Genomic DNA, 22,720 nt, shown 5'->3' on the forward strand with positions numbered 1-22,720 from the left:
GCGCGCGCGTGCTTTGCCCCGGGCCGACCCGGCCCGGGCGCAGCGCGTCCCGCTTTAGTTCAGTAGAGGCCGCCGGTTCCCGAGCGCACCGCGCGATCCGCCTCGGGCGTCACGCCCAGGGCGGCATCGGAGGAGCCGATCACGGAATAGCTGTCCGGCGGGGCCGTGCCGGGCTTGAAGGCTTCAAGGATGGCATTCTCGCCCGTGCCGGCGCGCAGGCCGCTCTTGGGGTTGATGCGCACCAGCTTGATGCCCGGCGGCACACGGAACGGAATGGCGGGGCGATCCGCCAGGGCGGTCTTCATGAAGTCGCGCACGATGGGCGCGGACAGAAGGCCGCCCGTGGAGCCCTTGCCCATGGCCCTGGGCTTGTCGTAGCCGAGATAGACGCCCACCACCACTTCGGGCGTGAAGCCCACGAACCAGGCGTCCTTCTCGTCATTGGTGGTGCCGGTCTTGCCGGCCACCGGCTTGCCCACTTCCTTCAGGGCGGTACCCGTGCCGCGCTGGACCACGCCCTCCATCATCTCGGTGATCTGGTAGGAGGTCATGGGGTCCAGCACCACCGGGCGCCGGTCGATGAGCGTGGGTTCCGGCTGGTTCTGCCAGTTGGTCGCCTCGCAGCCGCGGCACTCGCGCTCGTCGTGGCGATAGATGGTGTGGCCGTAGCGGTCCTGGATGCGGTCGATGAGCGAGGGGGTCACCTTGCGCCCGCCGTTTGCGATCATGGCATAGGCGCCCACCATGCGCATGAGCGTGGTCTCGCCCGCGCCCAGCGACATGGACAGCACCGGGAGCATGTCGTCATAGATGCCGAACTTGCGCGCATATTCGGCGACGATGGGCATGCCCACATCCTGGGCAAGGCGCACGGTCATCACGTTGCGCGACTGCTCCAGGCCGAAGCGCAGGGTCTGCGGGCCGTAGAACTTCTTCGCATAATTCTCGGGCGCCCAGACCGGCATGCCCGGCCCCTGGTCGATCTCGATGGGCGCGTCCAGCACCACGGTGGAGGGCGTGTAGCCGTTGTCCAAGGCGGCGGCATAAACGAAGGGCTTGAAGGAGGAGCCGGGCTGGCGCAGGGCCTGGGTGGCGCGGTTGAACTGGCTTTCGTCATAGGAGAAGCCGCCGGACAGCGCGAGCACGCGGCCGGTCAACGGCTCCATCACCACCATGGCCCCTTCCACGTCGGGGATCTGGCGCAGGCGGAACTGGCCGTCCTTGCCGGCGATGGGCTCCACGAAGACCACGTCGCCGGGCTTGAGCACCTGCGCCACGGAATTCACCTGCCGCCCGGCATCGGGACCCTTGGTCCAGCGGGCCCATTTGGCGCCCTCGAGCGTGATGAGGCCCACATCGCGGGCGGTAGAGATGCCGCCACCCTTCTCGCGGGCGGGCTGGAAGCCGATGCGCGCGGAATCCTTGTCCGAGGACAGGACCACGGCCAGCTTCCAGGGGATGTCGTAGAAGGACTTGATCTCGGCGAGCTTGACGCCCCAGTCGCCGGTCATCTCGACGGTCTTGTAGGGACCGCGCCAGCCGCGCTGCTCGTCGAACCGCACGAGGCCGTCCGACAGCGTCTTCTTGGCGAGAAGCTGGAGCTTGGGATTGAGCGCCGTGCGCACCGAGAGACCGCCCTCATAGAGCTTGGTCTCGCCGTAGCGGTCATAGATCTGCCGGCGCACTTCCTCGGCATAATATTCCGCCGCGAAGATCTGCGCGCCGGTGGGCCGGGGGGTCACGGTCAGCGGGCTCTTCTTGGCTTCCTCGGCCTGATCCATGGTGATGAAGCCGTTCTCGGCCATGCGGTCGATCACCCAGTTGCGGCGATCGATGGCGCGCTCACGGTCACGGAACGGATTGTAGGAGGACGGGGCCTTGGGCAGGGCCGCGAGATAGGCCACCTCGGGGATGGTCAGTTCCTCGACCGACTTGTCGAAATAGACCAGCGCCGCGGCCGCGATGCCGTAGGCGCCCATGCCGAGATAGATCTCGTTGAGATAGAGTTCGAGGATGCGGTCCTTGGAATAGGCGCGCTCGATGCGCAGCGCGAGCAGCGCTTCCTTCACCTTGCGGTCGATGGAGACCTCATTGGTAAGGAGGAAGTTCTTCGCCACCTGCTGGGTGATGGTGGAGGCGCCCTGCGGACGGCGGTTGGAGCCGTAATTCTGCAGATAGACCAAAGCCGCGCGGAAGATGCCCGAGGGATCGATGCCGCCGTGCTCGTAGAAATTCTTGTCCTCGGCGGAGAGGAACGCCTCGATGGTGAGGCGCGGCACGTTCTGGATGGGAATGTAGAGGCGGCGCTGGCGCGCCCATTCGGCCACGAGCGCGCCGTCGTCCGCATGGACGCGGGTCATGACCGGGGGTTCGTAATTCTGCAGCTGGGAATAGTCGGGCAGGTCCTGGGAGTATTTCCAGATGAAATACGTGGCCGCGCCGGCGCCCGCCAGGAGCACCACCGTGCCCAGCGCGAACATGAAGCCCAGAAACCTCAACAGCAGCCGCATTCGCCGGCTCCTCCCGCCCGGGCCCCGCCTGGGGAACCCGCCGCAACCCGTCCGCATGTGTCCGCACGGCTCATGCCGCCGGACCCGGCGCCTACATAACGCAAAACACGCCTTCCGGTCCCGCTATGTTGGCGAAAAATGGCCGCTTCACGACCGAAGCGCGGCGGCGGCGCCCGCACCCACAGGCGGAAAGCCCCTCACCGGCCGGACGGCGCGTCCGGAACCGAGCCGGTAATGCCGGCCGTCCGGGGGGTAAAGAAGCCGTCCACCGCCTCGCCCATGGACTGGGCCAGCTTGTCGCGCCAGGCTTCCGAGGTCATCAGCTTCAGGTCCTCGCGGCTCGACATGTAGCCGATCTCCACCAGGACCGAGGGCACGTCATGGGCTTTAAGGACCTTGAACCCGGCGGACTTGAGCGCGGACTTGTGAACCTTGCCCGCCGCCTTCATGGCCCCCACCAGGGTGCGGGCGAAGGTGGCGGAGAAGTTCTTGGTCTCCCGCTGGGCGAGATCGAACAGGATGCCCGCCACCTCGTCGCTCTCCTCGGAGAGGTCGATGCCCGCGATGAGATCCGCCCGGTTCTCGCTTTCCGCCAGCCGCGCCGCCTCCGAATCGGACGCGGTGTCGGACAGGGTGTAGACGCTGGCGCCGCGCGCCTGCCCGTCATTGCTGGCCAGCGCATCCGCATGGATGGAGATGAACAGCGCCGCGCGGTTCGCCCGCGCGATGCGCACGCGCTCGCTCAGGGGCACGAAGATATCCGTGGAGCGGGTCAGCACCACGCGATAGCGCCCGCCCGCCTCCAGGCGCGTCTTGAGCGCCAGGGCCACGTCCAGCACGATATTCTTCTCGGAATAGGCGCTGGCGCCCGTGGTGCCCGAATCGATGCCGCCATGGCCCGGATCCACCACGATCATGGGCCGGGGGTCCGTGTCGGGCACAGTGCCGTGGGCGTGCGCGGCGGAGGCGGCCAGGGGAGCTGGCGCGCCGCGCGCCTCGGCGGCGGTGGCCACGGACGCGGCGAAGCTTGCCGCGTCGCCCTTCACGAGATCGAGGACGAGGCGCGCCGGCTGGCCGTCCGCCGCCTCCAGAACGAACGCCTTGTCGATGGCCACCGGCTCCGCAAGGTCCAGCACCATGCGCGCCTTGCCCGGCGCGAAGGCGCCGTAGCGATAGGCCGCCACCAGCCCGCGCCGTCCGGTGGATGCCGCCTGCGGCAGGGAAAACACCACGTCCGGCAAATCCAGGATGACGCGATTGGGATTGGCCAGCGTGAAGGCGCGGAATTCCACCGTGCGGCTGAGATCAATGATCATGCGGGTGCGCTGGTCGTCACCGGCGAGGCGCGCATCGAGCGCCTGGGCGGGCTGCCCCGGCGCAGGCTTGGCCGCAGTGGCAGGCGCGGCTGTCTCGGCCCGGAGGGGAGCGGGAGCGACGGCGGCAACGAGCAGCAGGCAGGCCCACAGCGCGCCAGTTGCGCGGCCGAACGCCGCGCGGACGGGGCGCCCGGCGCTTCCCTCAGCTTCGGCTCGAACCGCGTGCGCCGCCATCGGCCTCCATTCCCTCGACCAGATCCGCCGTCTCACGCTACGCTTCGTCCAGACCGCCTGTGTACCGGATAGGGGCCGCAGCGTTAACCGTTGGTTCACGGCACGAGCGGTTTTCCGGACCGCTCTGTGGCCCGCCGGCAACAAGGCGTTCGCAGAATGTTGCCGACGAAACAGGCATGAACCTTGCCAAAGCAGGAGGCGGGCGGCTAAGAAAGTCCTGCATACGGTTCGCGTTCCGGAATTGGCTGTTCGGCTCCCGGTTTCGTGGCTTTTCCGATGCCCGCCGTCCCGGTTCTCCGGCCCGGGCGGGCATAGCCCCCGAAGCCTCAACCATAGGGAGAGGCTGGAGCGGTGAGCGTGGTTCCCCTGCGCTCCAAGGAAACACCACGTCCACCCGCTAGCCCGAAGGGTCTGATCCGAAGGGGGATCGAGCCTCCGTATGCCGGGCCGGTCATCTTCGTCCGGTCCAAAGCTTCGCTGAGGGACGAGTAGCCGAAGGCATGAACGTTCTAATGCACGACAGGCGCGCCCAGCGTGCCACCGCGTGCCCCGGCGCCGAGGGCGCCGAGACGTTGCCGTCGCGTCCGCGTCCCCCACTTCCCTCCCTATTCCATTCTCGGCGCATCGGCGGTTCGCGTGCTTTGCCGCGCCAGCCGTCGCGGGGCTTTGAGCCCGGCGCCGCCCAGAGAGATTTCCATGGCAAACAAGATGCTTATCGATGCCACCCACCCGGAGGAGACCCGGGTGGTGGTCGTGCGCGGCAGCCGCGTCGAAGAATTCGATTATGAGGCTGCGTCCCGCAAGCAGTTGCGGGGCAACATCTATCTCGCGAAGGTGACGCGCGTGGAGCCTTCGCTCCAGGCGGCCTTCGTGGAATATGGCGGCAACCGCCACGGCTTCCTCGCCTTCAGCGAGATCCATCCCGACTATTACCAGATCCCGGTCGCCGACCGCCTCGCGCTGCTCGAGGAGGAGGAGCGCGCCGCGCGTCAGGCTGACGAGGAAGACGAGCGCCGCGAGCGCCGTCGGTCCCGCCCCCGCCGCGCGCGCCGGGATGAGACCGTCTCCGGCACCGCCGACGAGGACGAGGACACCGACGCCTCCGGCAATGTGGAGGAAGTGGACGACGACGACGTTGTCGAGACCATCGAGGACGGCCAGATTTCCGGCGGCCACGATGAGGACGACGACGAGGATGATCACGGCGAGAACCGTCACGCTCAGGATCATCACGCCGAGGCGCCCGAGGCGGAAACGCCCCATATCGCCGAGGAAATGTTCGGCGCGCCGGTCGAGGCGGACGAGCCCGTAGCCGACGAGTTGCCCGCGCCCCTGCAGCAGGCGGCCGAGCCCGAGGCCGAGATCGTCCAGGACGCCGCCCAGTTTGAGCAGGCGCCCCAGGCCGAACAGGATCCCGCGCCCGTATTCGCCGCCGAGGACGTTTCGGCGGACGCCGACGCGGCCGCCCCGGAATATGCCGACGCCCAGCCTTCGGCCGAAGCGGACGAAGACGCGGACGACGAAGACGAGGACGGCGAGGACGAAGGCGTGGAGCAGATGGGCTCCGCCGACGCGCTCGAAGAGGTCCCCGTCCGCGCGCCCCAGCGCCGGGCCCGCACCTACAAGATCCAGGAAGTGATCCGCCGCCGTCAGGTGATGCTGGTCCAGGTGGTCAAGGAAGAGCGCGGCAACAAGGGTGCGGCGCTCACCACCTATCTCTCCCTGGCGGGCCGTTATTCGGTCCTCATGCCCAACACCGCGCGCGGCGGCGGCATCTCCCGCAAGATCACCAATGCGGTGGACCGCAAGCGCCTGAAGGAAGTGGTGCAGGACCTGGAGGTGCCCGATGGCATGGGCATCATCCTGCGCACCGCCGGTGCCAACCGCACCAAGGTCGAGATCAAGCGCGACTTCGAATATCTGCTGCGCCTGTGGGAGACCGTGCGCGAGCTGACGCTGCGCTCCGCGGCGCCGAACCTCGTCTATGAGGAAGGCTCGCTGATCAAGCGCGCCATCCGCGACCTCTACAACAAGGACATCGACGACATTCACGTGGCCGGCGAGGAAGGCTTCCGCGAAGCGCGGGACTTCATGCGCATGCTCATGCCGAGCCACACGAAGAACGTTATCTCCTATGGCGACACCCAGCCGATCTTCGCCAAATACGGGGTCGAAGCGCAGCTCGACGCCATGTTCTCTCCCGTCGTCCAGCTGAAGAGCGGCGGCTACATCGTCATCAATCCCACCGAGGCCCTGGTCTCCATCGACGTGAATTCCGGCCGCGCCACGCGCGAGCATCACATCGAGGACACCGCGCTCAAGACGAACATGGAAGCCTCCGAGGAGATCGCCCGGCAGTTGCGCCTGCGCGATCTCGCGGGCCTGATCGTCATCGACTTCATCGACATGGAGGAGAAGCGCAACAACCGCTCGGTTGAGCGCAAGCTCAAGGATTGCCTGAAGAACGACCGCGCCCGCATCCAGGTGGGCCGCATCTCCCATTTCGGCCTCATGGAGATGTCCCGCCAGCGCATCCGCACGGGCGTGCTGGAAAGCTCCATCGAGGTGTGCCCCACCTGCGGCGGAACCGGCCATGTGCGCTCCGCGTCCTCGGTGGCGCTCCAGCTCCTGCGTGCGCTGGAGGAGCAGCTCGTGCGCTCTACCACCCACAATCTCGTCGCCCGCACCCGCAGCGAAGTGGCGCTCTATGTGCTGAACCACAAGCGCGCCCATCTGCGTGAGCTGGAGGAGCGCTTCTCCGTCACCCTCGTGGTGAGCGCCGACGATCGCGTCACGGGCCACCAGCCCTTCATCATCGAGAAGGGCGACCCCGCTGCCCCCGCCCCGGCCGCGCCCCGGCCGACTCGCGTTGTGCAGCCCGATTCCATCCTGCCGGACGAGGAGTTCGAGGAGGAAGAGGAAGAGACCGCCGAGGAGAGCGCCGAGGCGGAAGAGACCGAGGAGCGCGCCGAGCGCGGCGAGGACGGAAACGGCCGCCGCAAGCGTCGTCGCCGCCGGCGGCGCAATGGCGAGCGGGACGGTGAGCGCGAGGGCGAGCCCCGCGAGCCCCGCGCCGAAGGTGAAGCCGAGGGCGACGAGGATGCCGCCGGCGAAGGCGAGACCGAAGGCGAAGAGGGCGAGGACGACGAGCGCGCCGACGCCCGCAACGCTGACGGCGAGCGCCGTCGCCGCCGCCGTGGCCGCCGTGGCGGTCGCCGCAATCGCCGTGAGGGCGAGGAGGGCGAAGGCACGGACGGTGCCGAGGCCGCCGAGGGCGAGGACGAGGACAATGCCGGCACCGATGCGCCGCAGGCTGAGGGCCACCCGGCCGAGGCTGCTTCGGACGACGCCCCCGCGCCCGCCGAAATCGCCTTGCCGGAACCCGTGGAAGCCCCGGCCCTCGCTCCTGTGAGCATCCCGGCCGAAGCCCCCGCACCGGAAGCCGCGCCCGTGGAGGAGGCTCCCGCCCCCGCCGCGGAGAAGTCCACCCGCCGCCGGTCCACGGTGCGCGAGAAGGCCCCGTCCGTCAGCGTCGCCTCCCCGGCTGCCGTGAGCGGCGAGGAGACCGCCTCGGTCCCCGTCTCCGATGCCGACATGCCGGTTTCGGCGGTGGAGCCGGAAGCGGCCGTCGTGGACCAGGCTCCGCCTGCCACCGAGAGCGCGCCGGAACCGGCAGTGGATCCGTCCCTGCCGCCCGAGAAGGCCCGCACCGGCTGGTGGCAGCGCAAGCTGTTCGGCGGCTGAGCCTTCGCTCCGCACGCCCCTGATCAAGAACGCCCCCGCATTCGCGTGCGGGGGCGTTTTCGTATCCGGGCGGCGGAGAGGATCGGCTTCGCCGACGATTCATCCGGCTGAAGATTGACTTCGCCCCTGGGCGCTCCTTTAGTGGCGCCGAGCGAAGGTTTTCCCCGGCGTGCCGGGGAATGAAAAGGGAATGCGGTGCGGCATGCCATGGAGAATGGCGCGCCAAAGCCGCGGCTGCCCCCGCAACTGTCGGCGGTGAGTCTCGACCGATAACGCCACTGGACGCCGCCTCCGCGCGGTTCCGGGAAGGCGGTGCGAGATGATGACCCGCGAGCCAGGAGACCTGCCATCGCCTCGACCGCGCGCCGGGCGGGGTGCCTTGGCAATGCGGAGCAGCGCGGATATCGCCGCGCGGCCGGCACCCTGAAAGAGCATTCGTGGAGACCTGCGCCTCCGCATCGCCCGTCGAGGACCCGGCACCGGACGAACCGTCCGCCGCGCGCGTCACCCTGTTCGTCTGCCGGACCTGCCGCACACCCGGCGCGGACCCCGCCGTGCCGCCGGACGGCGAAGGGCTCACGGCAGCCGTGCTCGCCGCCCCTTCGGTATCGGACGTGGCGGTGCGCGCCGTGCGCTGCCTTGCCAATTGCAAGCGCGGCCTCTCCGCAGCCATGGTGCGAGCCGGCGGCTGGACCTATGTGTTCGGCGACCTTCGCCCCGACAGCGGGCCGGACCTGATGGCCGGCGCCGCCTTGTTCGCCGCCGCGCCGGACGGGCTCATGCCCTGGCGTGGCCGGCCCGATTGCCTCAAGCGCGGCATGATCGCCCGCGTGCCTCCCCTCTCCTTCCACGAGGACAGCCAATGACCCGCCTTGCCCGCGTTCCCTGCACCATCGTCACCGGCTTCCTGGGGGCCGGGAAGACCACCCTCATCCGCCACCTGCTGGAGAATGCCGGCGGGCGGAAGCTGGCCGTGATCGTCAACGAGTTCGGCGATGTGGGCATCGACGGCGAAATCCTGAAGGGCTGCGGCATCGAGAGCTGCCCGGAGGAGAATATCGTCGAACTATCCAACGGTTGCCTGTGCTGCACGGTGGCCGATGATTTTGTCCCGGCCCTGGACACCATCCTGTCCCGCCCGGGCATCGACCATATCCTCATCGAGACCTCGGGCCTCGCTCTGCCCAAGCCGCTGGTCCAGGCCTTCCATTGGCCCGCCATCAAGAGCCGGGTCACCGTGGACGGCGTGGTGGCCGTGGTGGACGGTCCCGCTTTGGCGCAGGGGCGCGTCGCCGACGACATGGAGGCGCTCGCCGCCCAGCGCGCGGAGGACGAGACGCTGGACCATGACGACCCCGTGGAAGAGGTGTTCGAGGACCAGATCGCCTGCGCCGATCTCGTGATCCTCGCCAAGTCCGACCTGCTTGATGAAGCCGGAGCCGAGATCGCCGCCGCCCGGATCGCCCAGGCTTTGCCCCGCGCCGTCTCGGTGGTGCGCGCGGCGGGCGGCAAGGTGGACCCGGCTGTTCTCCTGGGCCTCGGCGTGGGCACGGAAGACGAGATCGAGAACCGCAAGACCCATCACGACGACGAACTGGACCATGACCACGACGATTTCGACAGCATCGTCATTCCCGTGGCCGAGATCACCGATCCCGCCGCGCTCGCCGCGCGCGTGGAGCAGGCGGCGGCGCAGTCCGGCGTGCTGCGGGTGAAGGGTTTCGCCAGCGTCGCGGGCAAGCCCATGCGGCTCCTCGTCCAGGGCGTGGGCACCCGCGTCTCGCACCAGTATGATCGGCCCTGGGGCACGGACGAGGCCCGGCGCGGCGCGCTGGTGGTCATCGGCCTGAAGGGCTTCGACCGGACGGCGGTGGAACAGGCGCTCGCGCCCCTCAGCGCCGCCGCCTGAGAGGACCTTGAGGAGACGGCGCGCGCATGCACCTGCTGACGAGCACATCGGCGACCATTGAGGATCTGGCGGAGCCCATTGACCTGCGCCAGCCGCCCGCGCCGTTGCTCGCCGTCTCCTTCACGGACAGCGACCTGCTGGCGCTGGCCGCCGCGTGGCGCACGGACCGGGCCGCCTTGCCCGCCTTGCGCCTCGCCCGGCTCAAAGATCTGCGGCACCCCATGTCCGTGGACCTGTGGCTGGACCGCTCGGCGCGCCATGCCAAGGTCATCGTCGCGCGACTGCTCGGCGGGCTCGACTGGTGGCGCTACGGCGCCGAGCGACTGGCCGCGCTCGCCCGCGCCCGGAACATGACGCTGGCCCTCTTGCCCGGCGAGGACCAGGACGACCCGCGCCTCGCCGACCTCTCCACCTTGCCCCATGCCGAATGGGAAGCGTGGCTCGGCTATTTCCGCCAGGGCGGGCCGGACAATATGCGGGCCCTCCTGGCCCTCGCGGCGGCGCGGGCGGAGGGCCGTACGTTCCAAGCACCGCCGCCGCGCGCCATTCCCGCCGCCGCGTCCGTGCCCGTGTCAGGCTCGACCACGGGGCCGCGCGTGCTGGTCCTTTTCTATCGCTCCATGTGGCTCGCCGGGGATACGGCCCCGGTGGATGCACTCTGCGCCGCCTTGGCTGCGCGGGGCCTTGCGCCCGTGCCGCTCTTCGTCTCCTCACTCAAGGATCCCGCCGCCCGCACAGTGGTGCGCGAGGCCATGGCGCGGGAGAAACCGGCCCTCGTCATCACCGCCACCGCCTTCGCGGCGGGAGACGCGCAGGACCTGTTCCCGCCCGGCGGCCCGCCGCTCCTCCAGGCGGTGCCCGCCACCACATCGCGCGAGGCGTGGGCGGGCAGCCCGCGCGGCCTTGCCGCCTCGGACCTCGCCATGCATGTGGTGCTCCCCGAACTGGATGGGCGCGTGCTGGCGGGCGCGCTCTCCTTCAAGGATGCGGACGCGCGCGACGAAGACCTGTCCTTCGCCGCCGCCATGAACCGCGCGGAGCCGGACGCCGTCGCCCATGTGGCGGAGCGTGCCGCCCGGCTCGTCCGGCTTGCCGAGACACCCGTGGCCGCGCGGCGGGTGGCGATCGTCCTGCCCGATTATCCCGGCGTGCCCGGCCGTACCGGCTATGCGGTGGGGCTCGATGTACCGGAGAGCGCGCGGAGCCTCCTCGGAACCCTGTCGGAAGCGGGCTATGCCGTCACTCCGCCGCCCGCCGACGCGCGTGCGCTCCTCGCCGCCCTCGCGCCGCGTGCGGGCCTTTCACTCGCCGACTACGAGGATCGCCTCGCCCGCCTGCCCGTAACATTGCGGGAGACCATGGCGGCGGCTTGGGGCGCGCCGAGCGAGGATCCGGACCTTGTGGACGGCGCCTTCCACTTCCGCACCGCCGATTTCGGCCATGCGCTGGTGGCCCTCGCCCCCGACCGGGGCCGGTCTTTGGACCGCCGGGCTGATTATCACGACCCGGCGCTCCCGCCGCGCCATGCGCTGCTCGCCTTCGGCCTCTGGCTCCAGGAGCGGTTTGACGCGCTGGTGCATCTGGGCGCCCACGGCACGCTGGAATGGCTGCCCGGCAAGGCCGCCGCGCTCACCCCTGCCTGCTTTCCGCAGGCCGTGCTGGGCGCCCTGCCGGTCGTCTATCCCTTCATCGTCAGCAATCCCGGCGAAGCCGCCCAGGCCAAGCGGCGTATCGCGGGCATCACCATTGGCCACCTGCCCCCGCCGCTGGCCGCCGCCGGGCTCGGCGAGGCGGAACAGCGGCTGGAACGGCTGGTGGACGAATATGCCGCCGCCGACGGCCTGGAGACCCGCCGCCGCGACCGTCTCGCCCGGCTCATCGTGGAGGCGGCGCGGGAGAGCGGCCTCGCGCGCCATGCGGGCGTGGATGTGGGCACCGATCCCGACGAGGCGCTGAAGCGCATCGATGCCTGGCTGTGCGACCTGAAGGACCTCGCCATCAAGGATGGCCAGCACATCTTCGGCGCCCGCTCGGAAGACCCGGAGCGGGACGCCTGCGGAACCGCCGAGCGCGCGGCGCTGCTGACCGCGCTGGGCGGGCGCCATGTGGCCCCCGGACCCTCCGGCGCTCCGGCGCGCGGACGGCGCGATGTGATCCCCACGGGCCGCAACCTGTTCACCGCCGATCCCCGCCATCTGCCCACCCCCACCGCCTTCGACCTCGGACGCCTCGCCGCCGACGAGGTGATCCGCGCCCATTTGCAGGAGCACGGCGACTATCCCCGCTCCGTGGTCATCGACCTGTGGGGCAGCGCCACCTTGCGCACGGGCGGGGAGGAGATCGCCCAGGGCCTGCACCTCATGGGCTGCCGCCCGGTGTGGGATACGGCCAGCGGTCGGGTCACGGGCATCGAGGTGCCCCCGCCCGCCGCCATGGGACGCCCGCGCGTGGACGTGACCTGGCGCGTCTCCGGCCTGTTCCGCGATATCTTCCCCGCCCAGATCGCACTGCTGGATGCCGCCGCGCGGGCGGTGGCGGCGCGCACCGACGAGACCGACGACAACCCGCTCGCCGCCGCCGTTGCAGCGGGCGAGGACGGCGCCCGCATCTTCGGCTCGGCGCCCGGCACCTATGGGTCGGGCATCGAGGACCGCCTCGCCTCCGGCGCCTTCACAGACCGGGAAGAACTGGGCCGCGCCTATCTGGCGGCGAGCGCCTATGCCTTCGGCGGCACGGAGGGCGCGGCGCGGCCGAGCGGCGATGCCTTCGCCCGCCGGGTCTCGCGCGCCGACGCCTTGCTGCACATGGCGGATGATCCCGGCCGCGACCTTCTGGACGGGGCGGAGGATGCCGCTTTCATCGGCGGCTTCGCGGCGGCGGCGGCGGCGCTCGGCCGCTCGGCCGACCTTGTCGTGCTGGACACCAGCAATCCCCACGCCCCCCGCGCCCGCCGCCTGCCGGAAGCGCTGGCGCGCCTCGTCCATGGCCGTGTCTCCAGGCGCTTCATCGACGGCCAGATGCGCCACGGCCCGCGCGGCGCCATGGAACTGGCCGAGACCGTGGACCGGCTGGTGGCCTTCGCGGAAACCACCCACGCGGTCTCCGGCGACCTGCTGGACCGGCTCCACACCGCTTATCTCGCTGATCCGGCCGTGCGCGCCTTCCTGCTGCGGGAGAATGCGGCGGCGGCGCACCACATGGCCCGCCGCTTCGAGGATGCCCGCCGTCGGGGCCTCTGGCACGCGCGCCGCAACGATCTGGACGGCGACCTCGCCGCCCTGCGGGAAGAGGCGTGCCTATGACCGCCGCCCGCGCCACACCCCTCCCCGCGCGACGACGCGGCGCCTGCCCGGCCTTGAGCGCGCCCATGCGAACGGGCGACGGGCTGCTGGTGCGCCTCGTGCCCGCGTCCAGCGCCCTCTCGCCTGCGGCCCTGGCGGGCCTCGCCCGCGCGGCGGCCAAATGCGGCAACGGCATCCTGGAGGTGACGGCGCGCGGCAGCCTGCAATTGCGCGGCCTCTCCGACGCCTCCATGGACGCTCTCAACGCCGCCGTGCGGGCGCTGGAAATCGCCCCGCAGGAGGGGCTGTCCATCGCCCTCTCTCCCCTCTCCGGCCTCGACCGCGCCGAACTGGCGGACGCACGGCCGCTTGCGGAGATGGTGCGCGCGGGCCTCATGGCCTCCGGCTTCGCCGCCCGGCTCGGCCCCAAGGTCTCGGTGGTGCTGGATGGGGGCGGCAGCATCGACCTCGACGCATTGAAAGCAGACGTACGCCTCGCCGCGCGCGCCGACGGCCTCTGGGAATTGAGCCTCGCGGGTGATGCGGCAAGCACGGTGCCGGATGGAACGTTCCGGCCCGAGGACGCGGCGGAGCGCATCCTTACCCATCTGGAGGCCATCGCCCGCCTGGGACAAGCCGCCCGCATGAGCGATCTCGTCGCCCCCGCGCCCCGAACGGCATCCCGCCCCCCGCGGGCCGATGCCCGGCCGGGCCACCCCATCCCGCTGCGGGACGGGACGATGTGCGTGCCGCTCGCCTTGCCGTTCGGCGCGGCGGACAGCGCGGCCATCATCGGCCTCACGCAGGCGGCGGCGGCCCATGGCGTGCGGGACCTGCGGCCCGCGCCGCCGCGCCTTCTGCTGGCAACGGGCATCTTGCCAGCCGCCCTGGACGCTTTCCTCACCGACGCGGAACAGCTCGGCTTCATCCGCCATGCCGCCGATCCGCGCCTGTCGGTGGCCGCCTGTTCCGGCGCGCCGCTCTGCGCGTCCGCCTTCATTCCCGCGCGTTCGCTGGCGCCCCAGGTGGCGCAGAGTCTCGCGCCGCTGCTGGACGGAAGCGTGAGCGTTCACCTCTCCGGCTGCGCCAAGGGCTGCGCCCATCCCGCCCCCGCCACCCTGACGCTGGTGGGCCACCCGGCCGGCGCCGACGCGGGGGACATGGATACGGGGGGAATGGACAGCGCCGTCGCCCTTGTGCGACACGGCATTGCGGATGCTTTGCCGGAGCGCATCCTTCCCCTGCGGCGCCTCGCCGAGGCGCTGGCCCGCATGGCGGAGCAGCGCAAGCCGGGCGAGCGGGGCGCCGAAATCCTGTCCCGCCTCGACCTCGGGGCGCTTGTGGAGCCGAACGACTGATGAGCGCCGAGCAGATGGACACAGGCTACGATTATGTCCGCGACGGCACGGCCATCTATGAGCGGTCCTTCGCCATCATCCGCGCCGAGGCGGACCTGTCGCGCTTCTCCACTGATGAGGCGGACGTGGCCGTGCGCATGGTCCATGCCTGCGGGCTCGTGGAGGCCGCGCGGGACTTCGTGTTCGGCCCCGGCTTCGTCGCTGCCGCCCGTTCTGCTTTGGCGGCGGGCGCGCCCATAGTGTGCGATGCGCAGATGGTGGCCCACGGCGTGACGCGCGCGCGCCTTCCCGCCGGGAACGAAGTGATCTGCACCCTGCAGAACCCGGACGTGCCCGCGCTGGCCGCGAAGCTCGGCACCACGCGCTCGGCGGCGGCGCTGGAGCTGTGGCGCCCGCGCCTGGAGGGCGCGGTGGTCGCCATCGGCAATGCCCCAACCGCCCTGTTTCACCTACTGGAAATGCTGGATGCGGGCGCCCCCCGCCCCGCCGCCATCCTCGGCATGCCCGTGGGCTTCGTGGGCGCGGCGGAATCCAAGGATGCGCTTGCGGAGAACCCGCGCGGCGTGCCCTTCGCCATCGTGCGGGGCCGTCTCGGCGGCAGTGCCATCACGGCGGCGGCCCTGAACGCGCTGGCGAGGGCGGGCATATGAGCGGGCGCCTCATCGGCGTGGGCGTGGGGCCGGGCGATCCCGACCTCATCACCTTCAAGGCGGCCCGCGCCATCGGCGCGGCGGACGTGGTGGCCTATTTCGCCAAGGCGGGCAACAAGAGCCATGCCCGTGCCATAGCGAGCGCCCATTTTGCCCCGGCCGCCCGCGAACTGCCTTTGCTCTATCCCGTCACCACGGAAATCCACCGCCACGACCCCGCCTATCAGGCCGCGCTCACGGGGTTTTACGAAGCCTCCGCCGCCGCCATCGCGGCGGAGCTGGAGGCCGGGCGAACGGTGGCGGTGCTGAGCGAGGGCGACCCGCTCTTCTACGGCTCCTACATGCACCTGCATGTGCGGCTCGCGCCGCGCTTCCCGGCCGAGGTGATCGCGGGCGTGACGGGCATGTCCGGCTGCTGGTCCATGACGGGCCAGCCCATCGCCCAGGGCGACGACGTGCTCATGGTGCTGCCGGGCACGCTGGACGAAACCGAACTGACGCGCCGCCTGAAGGAGGCGGACGCGGCCGTGATCATGAAGGTGGGCCGCAACCTGCCCAAGATCCGCCGGGCCCTGGCGGCGGCGGGCCGCCTGGAGCGCGCCCATTATGTGGAGCGCGGCACCATGGCGGACTGCTCCACCGTGCCGCTGGCCACGCGGGCGGACACGCCCGCCCCCTATTTCTCCATCGTCCTCGTGCCGGGCTGGGAGGGCGCGCCGTGAGCGGGCGCCTGTTCGTCGTCGGCCTCGGCCCCGGCGCGCCCGGCCAGATGACGCCGGAGGCGGCGCAGGCCCTGGAAGCGGCGGACGAAGTGTTCGGCTACGGCCCCTATCTCAACCGGGTGCCCGAGCGCCCAGGCCAGACGCGGCATGCCTCGGACAATCGCGAGGAACTGGGGCGGGCGGGCGCGGCGCTGGAGCAGGCGGCGGCGGGGGCGCAGGTGGCGCTGGTCTCGGGCGGCGATCCGGGTGTGTTCGCCATGGCCGCGGCGGTGTGCGAGGCCATTGAGGCCGGGCCGCCGGACTGGCGGCGCATCGAGGTGACCATGGTGCCGGGCGTCACCGCCATGCTGGCCGTGGCCGCGCGCGTGGGCGCGCCGCTGGGCCACGATTTCTGCGCCCTCAACCTCTCCGACAATCTGAAGCCCTGGACGCTGGTGGAGAGCCGCCTGACGGCGGTCGCGCAGGCGGGCTTCGTCATCGCGCTCTACAATCCCGTGAGCCGCGCGCGCCCCTGGCAATTGGGCGCCGCCTTCGACCTGCTGCGGCAGGTGCTGCCGGGCACCGTGCCCGTGGTGTTCGGCCGGGCGGCCGGGCGGCCGGACGAGCGCATGGCGATCGTCCCCCTCGCCGAGGCGGAGGGGAGCATGGCGGACATGGCCACCTGCGTCATCGTCGGCTCCACCGCCACCCGCATGGTGGCGCGGGAGGGCCTGCCGCCGCTGGTCTATTCGCCCCGGAGCGCGGGATGACGGCGCGCGTCGAGCCACGCCAGCGCGGCCTCGGCGCCTTCGACGGACGCCACGTCGGGAAGCGCCGGACGGCGCAGCAGCAGCACCTCGATGCCCAGCGCCCGTGCCGCCGCCATCTTCGCATAGGTGGCCGCGCCGCCGCTGTTCTTCGCCACGATCACCTCGATGCCGTGGCCTGCGAGCAAGGCGTGCTCGTCGGCTTCCGCGAACGGCCCCCGCGCCACCACATAGTCCGCATGGGGCACGTCCAAGGGCGGGATCACGGGATCGACGCTGCGCACCAGATAGGCGTGCTGCGGGGCGGCTGCGAAGGCGCGCACCTCGTTGCGGCCGAGGGCGAGGAAGACCCGCCGGGGTGTGTCTCCCAGCGCCGCGACGGCGCCCGCCACATCCTCCACCTCCCGCCAGTCATCCCCCTCCTGCCGCACCCAAGGCGGGCGGCGCAGGGCGATGAGCGGCACGCCGGTGGCGGCACAGGCAGCGGCGGCGTTGCGGGAGATGAGCGCCGCATAAGGATGGGTCGCATCCACCACCGCGCCGACGCCCTCGGCCTCCAGATAACGCGCAAGCCCCTCCGCGCCGCCGAAGCCGCCCACCCGCACGGGCACGGGCTGCGGCACCGGGCTCTCGGTGCGGCCCGCCAGAGACAGGACAATGTCCAGGTCCGCACGCCCCGCGAGGCGCCCCGCAAGGCGCCGGGCATCGGCGGTGCCGCCCAGAAGGAGCACCCGCATGGCTGGCGGTGACGGCAGGATGGGATCGGGCAAGATTGGGGCGGACATGACGAACTCTGGCGGGGCGGAACAGGCGCGCGAGACTGCCCCGGTCCAGCCCTGGCTGTCCATCGTCGGTATCGGTGAGGATGGCGCCGCCGGTCTCTCCCCCGCCGCCGCCGCATTGGTGCGCGGGGCGGAGAGGGTGTTCGGCGGCGCGCGCCATCTGGCGCTGGCGGGCGATCTTGTGGCCGGGACGGCCCATCCCTGGCCGAGCCCCTTTTCCGAAGGCATCGCGCAGGTGCTGGCGGCGCGCGGCGCCAATGTGTGCGTGCTCGCCTCGGGCGACCCGTTCCTGCATGGGGTGGGGGCGACGCTTGCCCGCCATGTCACCGCCGAAGAAATGCGCGTCGTGCCCGCGCCCTCCGCCTTCAGCCTCGCCGCCGCCCGCCTCGGCTGGCCGCTGCAGGAGACCGTCTGCGTCTCCCTTCACGGGCGGGAAATCGCGCGCATCCGGCCCCATCTTCATCCCGGCGCGCGCATCCTGGCGCTGACATCGGACGCGGACGGGCCTGCCGCCCTGGCGGCGCTCCTGCGCGACCTGGGCTTCGGCGCCTCTCGTCTCAGCGTGCTGGAAGCTTTGGGCGGACCGCGCGAGCGGGTGCGCGCGGCAACGGCGGACGGGTTCGCGCTGGGCGGGATCGCGCCCCTCAATCTCGTCGCCCTGGAGGTGCACGGGGCCGGCCGCGTGCTGCATCTCGGGCGCGGCCTGCCGGACGACCTGTTCGAGCATGACGGGCAGATCACCAAGCGCGAGATCCGCGCCATGACCCTTTCCGCGCTGGCTCCGCGACGGGGCGAGCGTCTGTGGGATATCGGCGCGGGCGCGGGCTCCATCGCCATCGAATGGCTGCTGTGCGACCCGTCCCTCTCGGCCGTGGCCATTGAGCAGGATGCAACGCGCGCCGCCCGCATCGCCCACAATGCCCTGGCGCTGGGCGTTCCCCAATTGCGCATCGTGGAAGGCATCGCGCCCTCCGCCCTCTCCGGCCTGCCCCCGCCCGATGCCGTCTTCATCGGCGGCGGCGCCAGCGAGCCGGGCGTTCTCGATGCGGCGCTGGAGGCGCTCAAGTCCGGCGGGCGGATCGTGGCCAATGGCGTGACGCTGGAGACCGAAGCCCTGCTTCTCGCCCATCATGCCCGGCTCGGCGGGGATCTGGTGCGCGTCTCCCTCGCCCGCGCCGCGCCGGTGAAGGGCATGACGGGCTGGCGCCCGGCCATGCCGGTGACCCAATGGGTGTGGGAGAAGCCGTCGGAGGATGCCCCATGATCGTGGCGGGCGTCGGCAGCAAGCGCGGCGTCACGCGCGAGGAGGTCTGCGCCACCATCGACGCGGCGCTGGACCGCGCGGAGCTTTCCCGCACGGCGCTGGGCGCCATCGCCACACCGGCGGTGAAGGGCGGAGAGGCAGGCATCGCGGCGGCGGCGGCGGCGCTCGGGCTACCGCTCATCCTCGTGCCGCAAAGCCGCCTGGAGGCGGTGGCCGACCAGGCGCAGACCCGTTCGGAGCGGGTGATCGCGCTGCTGCATGTGCCGTCCGCCGCCGAGACCGCCGCATTGGCCGCGGCCGGGCCGTCCGCCCGCCTGCTGGGGCCGCGGCTGGCGCTGGGCCCGGTCACCTGCGCCCTCGCCCGGGGAGACACGCCATGACCGTTCATTTCATCGGCGCCGGCCCCGGCGCGCCGGATCTCATCACCCTGCGCGGCCGCGACCTGCTGGCACGCTGCCCGGTCTGCCTCTATGCGGGCGCCACCGTGGCGCCCGAACTGCTGGCCCATTGCCCGCCCGGCGCGCGGCTGGTGGACACCGCGCCCTTGGATCTCGACCGCATCGAGGCGGAATTCCTCGATGCCCATGCCAAGGGCCTCGACGTGGCCCGCCTGCATTCGGGCGACCTCTCCCTCTACAGCGCGCTCGCCGAGCAGGTGCGGCGCCTGGAGCGCCATGCCATCCCCTATACGCTGACGCCGGGCGTGCCCGCCTTCGCGGCGGCGGCGGCCGTTCTGGGCCAGGAACTCACCGTGCCGGAAGTGGCCCAGAGCCTCGTCCTCACGCGCATATCAGGGCGCGCCTCCGCCATGCCGCCCCGCGAGACCCTGCCCGCCTTCGCGGCCACGGGCGCCACGCTGGCCATCCATCTGGCTGTTCATGCGCTGGACCGGGTGGTGGCGGAACTGCTGCCCTTTTACGGGCCGGACTGCCCGGTGGCCGTGGTCTCCAGGGCCACATGGCCGGACGAGCGGATCGTGCGCGGCACGCTCAGCGACATCGCCGCGCGGCTTGAAAACGATCCCCTGGCGCGCATGGCCCTCATCCTCGTGGGCCCGGCGCTGGGCGCACGGGATTTCCGGGAGAGCGCCCTCTACGACACGGACTATGTGCGCCGCTTCCGCAGCGGTGGGCCGCAGGCCGATTAGGCCGGCGCGAAGGGCGCGCGGCCCATGAGGGTGCCGTCCCGGTCGAACACCACCACCTCCAGGGCGATGCCGCGCCCAGCCACCACCTGCGCCGCCGCCTCCCAGGCGCGGGCCGCCACCACGTCGCCCAGCGGCAGGCCCGCCTCGCCGGCGAGGAGGAAGGCATGGGCCACATTGTTCGCGCCCGCGATGGCCTGCCCCAGCGCCTCCGATGCTCCCGCCTCCCGCGCAAGGTGCGCCAAGGCGTCGAGATCCGCGCTGCCGCGTTTGGAGTGGAGATCCAGGCGCCCCTGGGCGAGCTTGGTCATCTTGGCCACCCCGCCCGCCACGCTCACGCGCGCCACGGGATGGGCGGCGAGATATTTCAGCATCCCGCCCACGAAGTCGCCCATGTCGATGAGCGACACCTCGGACAGGTCATGCAGCTTCTGCACCGCCGCCTCGGAGGCCGAGCCCGTGGCCCCCGCCACATGGTCGAGCCCCATGGCGCGGGCCACGTCGATGCCGCGATGGATGGAGTGGATCCAGGCCGCGCAGGAAAAGGGAATGACGATGCCCGTGGTGCCCAGCACCGACAGGCCGCCCAGAATGCCCAAGCGCGGATTGAGGGTCTTCAGGGCCAGGGCCGCGCCATCCTCGATGCTGATCTCCACCTCGGCATCGGCGGAAACGCCCGCTTGCGCCGCCACTTCGCCGATGGCCTGCGCGATCATCCGGCGCGGCACGGGATTGATGGCGGGCTCGCCGGGGGGAAAAGGCAGACCGGGGCGTGTGATGGTGCCCACCCCCGGCCCCGCGCGGAAGGTCACGCCGCCCCCCGGCGCGCCCCGGCACACCTGGGCGCGCACCAGGGCGCCGTGGGTCACGTCCGGATCATCCCCCGCATCCTTCACGATGCCCGCATAGGCGCCGCCCCCCTCCATCCCGCTGACGGCCAGCGCGAAGGCGGGCCGCGCGCCGCCGGGAAGCGTCACCTCCACGGGATCGGGAAACGCGCCCGTCACCAGCGCCGCGAAGGCGGCCTTGGCCGCGCCGGTCGCGCAGGTGCCCGTGGTCCAGCCGCGTCGCAGCGGGCGGTCCGGCGGGGGGGCCATGGCATCGAGATCGCTCATGCACCCCTTATAGCAGCCGTGCTCCCGCCCGCCGCCATGGAAGGATCAGGCTCTAGGCGAATGGTACGCACGCGCGTATGGACGAAGCCATGACCCGCGCTTTGATGATCGCCGCTCCCAGGTCCGGCTCCGGCAAGACCACCGTCACGCTCGGCCTGCTCTGTGCGCTGCGGCGACGGGGCATCGACGTGCGGGCGGCGAAGTCCGGGCCGGATTATATCGACCCCGCCTTCCATGCCGCCGCCACCGGGCAGGCGGGCCTCAATCTCGACAGTTGGGCCATGCCGCCGGACCTCCTGGGCGCGCTTGCCGCGCAGGCAGCGCAAAGCGAAGTGCTGGTCGTGGAAGGCGCCATGGGCCTGTTCGACGGCGTGCCGGGCACCGCCGGCCGCTCCGGCGCGGGCGCGGACGTGGCGGCGCGCCTGAACCTTCCCGTCCTGCTGGTGCTGGATGTGTCGGGCCAGTCCCAGTCGGCCGCCGCCATCGCGCGCGGCTTCATGGCGCATGACCCGCAGGTGCGCATTGCGGGCGTGATCCTCAACCGGCTGGGCAGCGCGCGTCACGAGCGGCTGATCCGCGAGGCCATGGCGCCCCTCGGCCTGCCGGTGGTGGGCGCCATCCCGCGATCCGAGGCGCTGGTTCTGCCGGAGCGCCATCTCGGCCTCGTGCAGGCGGACGAGCATGGCGACCTGCCCGCGCGCCTCGCGGCCCTGGCGGATATGGCGGAGCGCCATCTGGACCTCGACACCATCCTGGCGCTGGCCTCGGAGACCACCGCGCCGTCCGCTCCCGCACGCCACCTGCCGCCGCCCGGCCAGAGGATCGCGCTCGCCCGCGATGCCGCCTTCTCGTTTCTCTACGGCCATCTTCTCGCGGCCTGGCGGGAGGCCGGGGCGGAAATGGTCCCCTTCTCGCCGCTCGCCGACGAAGGCCCGGACGAGAGCTGCGACGCCTGCTGGCTACCCGGCGGCTATCCCGAGCTTCACGCGGGCACGCTCGCGGCGGCGGGCCGCTTCAAGACGCAACTCGCGCATTTCGCCCAGACCCGTCCGGTCCACGGGGAGTGCGGGGGCTATATGGCGCTCGGCGCCGCATTGGTGGATGCGGCGGGCACCGCCCATGCCATGGCCGGGTTGCTGGGCATCGAGACCAGCTTCGCCCGCCGCAAGATGACGCTGGGCTATCGCGAGGCGCACCTGCTGGCTCCCTGCCCGCTGGGGCCTGCGGGGACGCGGGTGCGGGGCCATGAATTCCACTATGCCACCATCACCGCGCGCGGGGACGACGCCCCCCTCGCGGACCTGTCGGACGCGCAGGGAACGCTGATCGGCGCGGAGGGTAGCCGGCGCGGCCATGTGACCGGCACCTTCTTCCACGCCATCGCCCCGGCCTGACGAGCGCGTTTCCGAGCGAAGTGTGAAGCGGTTCGCGTGAAGGAAACGCGCAACAACAAAGAAAGTGAGCGTGTCAGCGTTTCCGTGAAAAGCTGACACGCTCTGAACCCGCAGGCTCCGCCCGCGACGGATGCGCGGGACGCATGCCTGGACGAGCCGTTCTGGCGTATAGTCTTCGTGAGCCGAAAAGGCCGTGGGCGCAAAGCCCGGGAGGACAGCCGATAAGGAGGACAGGCCATGCGTTGCCAGATGAAGGACGACGATTTCCGGCAAGCCATTCTCGATATTGTCGGCGCCAAGGACGGACAGGCCATCGTGATCCAGGTGGTGGGCGGCAGCACCATAACCGGCTATGCGCCCTTGTCCGTGGGGCGCGATTATCTTCGGTGCCACGTCTCCGGGGGCGACAGCCACAAGGAGCAGATCGTCCCGTTTCACTCCATCACCTGCGTCCGCTGACCCGAATCTCAAGGTCACGTCGCATCCATCCAATGGCTGATTTCGCCGTTTGAACCCTTGATCGAGCGCGTCGAACCCGCCATCTGAAGCGT

At 71.2% G+C, this 22,720-nt stretch carries 17 protein-coding genes and 1 riboswitch; of the genes, 13 read left to right on the forward strand and 4 right to left on the reverse strand.

What is annotated here, in order from left to right:
- Positions 1–59: 59 nt before the first annotated feature.
- Positions 60–2,510, reverse strand: a complete 2,451-nt coding sequence (locus tag EJJ38_RS12125; protein ID WP_127090411.1) for a penicillin-binding protein 1A — start codon at positions 2,508–2,510, stop codon at positions 60–62.
- Between the two features lie 197 nt (positions 2,511–2,707).
- Positions 2,708–4,060, reverse strand: coding sequence for an N-acetylmuramoyl-L-alanine amidase (locus EJJ38_RS12130; protein ID WP_127090412.1), 1,353 nt, complete (start codon positions 4,058–4,060; stop codon positions 2,708–2,710).
- A 696-nt stretch (positions 4,061–4,756) separates the two neighbouring features.
- Between EJJ38_RS12130 and EJJ38_RS12135 the strand changes: the two genes are divergently transcribed.
- The 8 genes from EJJ38_RS12135 (at position 4,757) to EJJ38_RS12170 (ending at position 16,473) form a co-directional block, all read left to right on the forward strand.
- Entirely contained in the window at positions 4,757–7,804 is a 3,048-nt protein-coding gene (locus EJJ38_RS12135; protein WP_127090413.1) for an Rne/Rng family ribonuclease, read from the forward strand.
- Between the two features lie 138 nt (positions 7,805–7,942).
- Positions 7,943–8,169, forward strand: a riboswitch (cobalamin riboswitch).
- A gap of 72 nt (positions 8,170–8,241) precedes the next feature.
- Positions 8,242–8,670 (forward strand): DUF1636 family protein, encoded by a 429-nt coding sequence (locus EJJ38_RS12140; RefSeq protein ID WP_127090414.1) that lies wholly within the window; start codon positions 8,242–8,244, stop codon positions 8,668–8,670.
- Complete coding sequence (cobW, locus tag EJJ38_RS12145; RefSeq protein WP_127090415.1) at positions 8,667–9,713, forward strand: cobalamin biosynthesis protein CobW; 1,047 nt, start codon at positions 8,667–8,669, stop codon at positions 9,711–9,713. Before EJJ38_RS12140 ends, cobW begins: the two co-directional genes overlap by 4 nt.
- A gap of 26 nt (positions 9,714–9,739) precedes the next feature.
- Positions 9,740–13,015 (forward strand): cobaltochelatase subunit CobN, encoded by a 3,276-nt coding sequence (gene cobN, locus EJJ38_RS12150; RefSeq protein ID WP_127090416.1) that lies wholly within the window; start codon positions 9,740–9,742, stop codon positions 13,013–13,015.
- The gene (cobG, locus tag EJJ38_RS12155; protein WP_127090417.1) at positions 13,012–14,352 is read left to right on the forward strand and encodes a precorrin-3B synthase; all 1,341 of its coding nucleotides are present in this window, start codon (positions 13,012–13,014) and stop codon (positions 14,350–14,352) included. Before cobN ends, cobG begins: the two co-directional genes overlap by 4 nt.
- A 14-nt stretch (positions 14,353–14,366) precedes the next feature.
- Positions 14,367–15,002 carry a precorrin-8X methylmutase gene (locus tag EJJ38_RS12160; protein WP_127090479.1) on the forward strand — a complete coding sequence of 212 codons (636 nt, stop codon included), beginning with the start codon at positions 14,367–14,369 and terminating at the stop codon, positions 15,000–15,002.
- Positions 14,999–15,724, forward strand: coding sequence for a precorrin-2 C(20)-methyltransferase (locus EJJ38_RS12165; RefSeq protein ID WP_127090418.1), 726 nt, complete (start codon positions 14,999–15,001; stop codon positions 15,722–15,724). The genes EJJ38_RS12160 and EJJ38_RS12165 overlap by 4 nt, the downstream gene beginning before the upstream one ends.
- Positions 15,721–16,473: a precorrin-3B C(17)-methyltransferase gene (locus EJJ38_RS12170; RefSeq protein ID WP_127090419.1), complete on the forward strand. Its 753-nt coding sequence runs from the start codon at positions 15,721–15,723 to the stop codon at positions 16,471–16,473. Before EJJ38_RS12165 ends, EJJ38_RS12170 begins: the two co-directional genes overlap by 4 nt.
- On the opposite strand, the gene EJJ38_RS12175 is transcribed toward EJJ38_RS12170, so the two are convergent.
- Positions 16,449–17,255, reverse strand: a complete 807-nt coding sequence (locus EJJ38_RS12175) for a cobalt-precorrin-6A reductase (RefSeq protein WP_245454224.1) — start codon at positions 17,253–17,255, stop codon at positions 16,449–16,451. The two genes, EJJ38_RS12170 and EJJ38_RS12175, sit on opposite strands and share 25 nt — an antisense overlap.
- Between EJJ38_RS12175 and cbiE the strand changes: the two genes are divergently transcribed.
- The 3 genes from cbiE to cobM are packed head-to-tail and all read left to right on the forward strand — an operon-like array spanning position 17,254 to position 19,663.
- The gene (gene cbiE / locus EJJ38_RS12180; RefSeq protein ID WP_127090420.1) at positions 17,254–18,516 is read left to right on the forward strand and encodes a precorrin-6y C5,15-methyltransferase (decarboxylating) subunit CbiE; all 1,263 of its coding nucleotides are present in this window, start codon (positions 17,254–17,256) and stop codon (positions 18,514–18,516) included. The two genes, EJJ38_RS12175 and cbiE, sit on opposite strands and share 2 nt — an antisense overlap.
- The gene (locus tag EJJ38_RS12185) at positions 18,513–18,896 is read left to right on the forward strand and encodes a cobalamin biosynthesis protein (protein ID WP_127090421.1); all 384 of its coding nucleotides are present in this window, start codon (positions 18,513–18,515) and stop codon (positions 18,894–18,896) included. The genes cbiE and EJJ38_RS12185 overlap by 4 nt, the downstream gene beginning before the upstream one ends.
- On the forward strand, positions 18,893–19,663 hold the full coding sequence (gene cobM, locus EJJ38_RS12190) for a precorrin-4 C(11)-methyltransferase (protein ID WP_127090422.1): 771 nt from the start codon (positions 18,893–18,895) through the stop codon (positions 19,661–19,663). Before EJJ38_RS12185 ends, cobM begins: the two co-directional genes overlap by 4 nt.
- On the opposite strand, the gene EJJ38_RS12195 is transcribed toward cobM, so the two are convergent.
- Positions 19,660–20,775, reverse strand: coding sequence for a cobalt-precorrin-5B (C(1))-methyltransferase (locus tag EJJ38_RS12195; RefSeq protein ID WP_127090423.1), 1,116 nt, complete (start codon positions 20,773–20,775; stop codon positions 19,660–19,662). The genes cobM and EJJ38_RS12195 overlap by 4 nt on opposite strands.
- Before the next feature lie 89 nt (positions 20,776–20,864).
- Between EJJ38_RS12195 and EJJ38_RS12200 the strand changes: the two genes are divergently transcribed.
- Together EJJ38_RS12200 and EJJ38_RS12205 are read left to right on the forward strand one after the other, a co-directional pair.
- Positions 20,865–22,169 (forward strand): cobyrinic acid a,c-diamide synthase CobB, encoded by a 1,305-nt coding sequence (locus EJJ38_RS12200; RefSeq protein ID WP_127090424.1) that lies wholly within the window; start codon positions 20,865–20,867, stop codon positions 22,167–22,169.
- 237 nt (positions 22,170–22,406) lie between these two features.
- A complete protein-coding gene (locus EJJ38_RS12205; protein WP_127090425.1) occupies positions 22,407–22,628 on the forward strand; it encodes a hypothetical protein in 222 nt (73 codons plus the stop codon).
- The last annotated feature ends 92 nt before the right edge of the window (positions 22,629–22,720 follow it).

It is taken from the genome of Aquabacter cavernae (assembly GCF_003993795.1).
GTDB lineage: Bacteria > Pseudomonadota > Alphaproteobacteria > Rhizobiales > Xanthobacteraceae > Aquabacter > Aquabacter cavernae.